Annotated in this window: 1 protein-coding gene; it reads right to left on the bottom strand. The window is 65.3% G+C overall.

Annotated features, from left to right (window positions below):
- Positions 1-921: an IS5 family transposase gene (locus tag AB0L82_RS43665; protein WP_364651622.1), complete on the bottom strand. Its 921-nt coding sequence runs from the start codon at positions 919-921 to the stop codon at positions 1-3.
- Positions 922-1,073 lie beyond the last annotated feature (152 nt).

Raw genomic sequence — 1,073 nt, 5'->3', positions numbered from 1 at the left:
CTAGGGCGTGTTTTGAAAGTCAATGCACCGTAGCCACTGGTTGATGGCGGCGATGTGGATCGTGGCCAGGTAGCGGACGGCGAGTTTGTCGAATCGTGTTGCCACAGCACGGTGTTGCTTGAGCTGATTGATGCCGCGCTCGACGGCGTTGCGATCGCGGTAGATCTCGGGGTCGAACGCCGGTGGCCGCCCGCCACCGGAGCCACGATTGCGGCGTTTGGCGAGTTGATCGATCGGAATCGGGATGGTCGCCCGGATACCACGTCGGGCCAGATAGGCGCGGTTCGAGCGAGAGGAATACGCCTTGTCGGCCAAGACCCGATCCGGACGCACCCGCGCCCGCCCCGGACCGAGGCGTGGCACCCAGATCGCCTCCAGCACTGCGCTCATGCGCGGGCAGTCCGCGGCCTGACCACCGGTCAGCACCACCGCCAACGGGCGCAGTCCCTGCTCGTAAGCCACATGCAATTTTGTGCCCCACCCGCCACGCGAACGACCGAACGCGTGATCATCGGGCTCGGGGTAGATCCCGCCTGGCGGTTCGACCTGCCGACCACCCTCGCGGCGGGCGCCAGCAGCGTGCTGATGAGCCCGCGCGATGGTGGAATCCACACTCACCTGCCAGCAGATCGCGCCTACCGCATCGGCCAACGCTTGCAGCAACTTCAGGATGAAAACCCAGTTCCCGGCCCGCTGCCAGCGCCGGAACATTCCATAGATCGTCTGCCACGGCCCATACTCCACCGGAACATCTCGCCACGGCGTTCCTGCGCGGGTGCGCCATCGGATGCCGTCGATGAGTTGCCGCCTGCTCCATTTCGGCGGGCGGCCCGCCTTCTTGCCACGAGGCAACAACGGCTCCAACCGCGCCCACTGGGCATCGGTCAGATCCGATCGCCTCGTCACCGCTACGCTGGCCACGAGGTCTCCGGTGTGAAGTTCTGCTTGGTCGCTGAACCATCTACCGGAGACCTCGCCCATTTGCCAACGCGGACAGTACTTTCCAGCTCACCTCTGGCGGGGCACCGCTTCGCGGCGCCCCGCCAGACGAACTACTTTCAAAACACGGCCTA

It is taken from the genome of Nocardia sp. NPDC052001 (assembly GCF_040680615.1).
Lineage (GTDB): Bacteria > Actinomycetota > Actinomycetes > Mycobacteriales > Mycobacteriaceae > Nocardia.
Note: the sequence above shows the minus strand (reverse complement) of the source record. Positions and strands in the feature narration are given on the sequence as shown.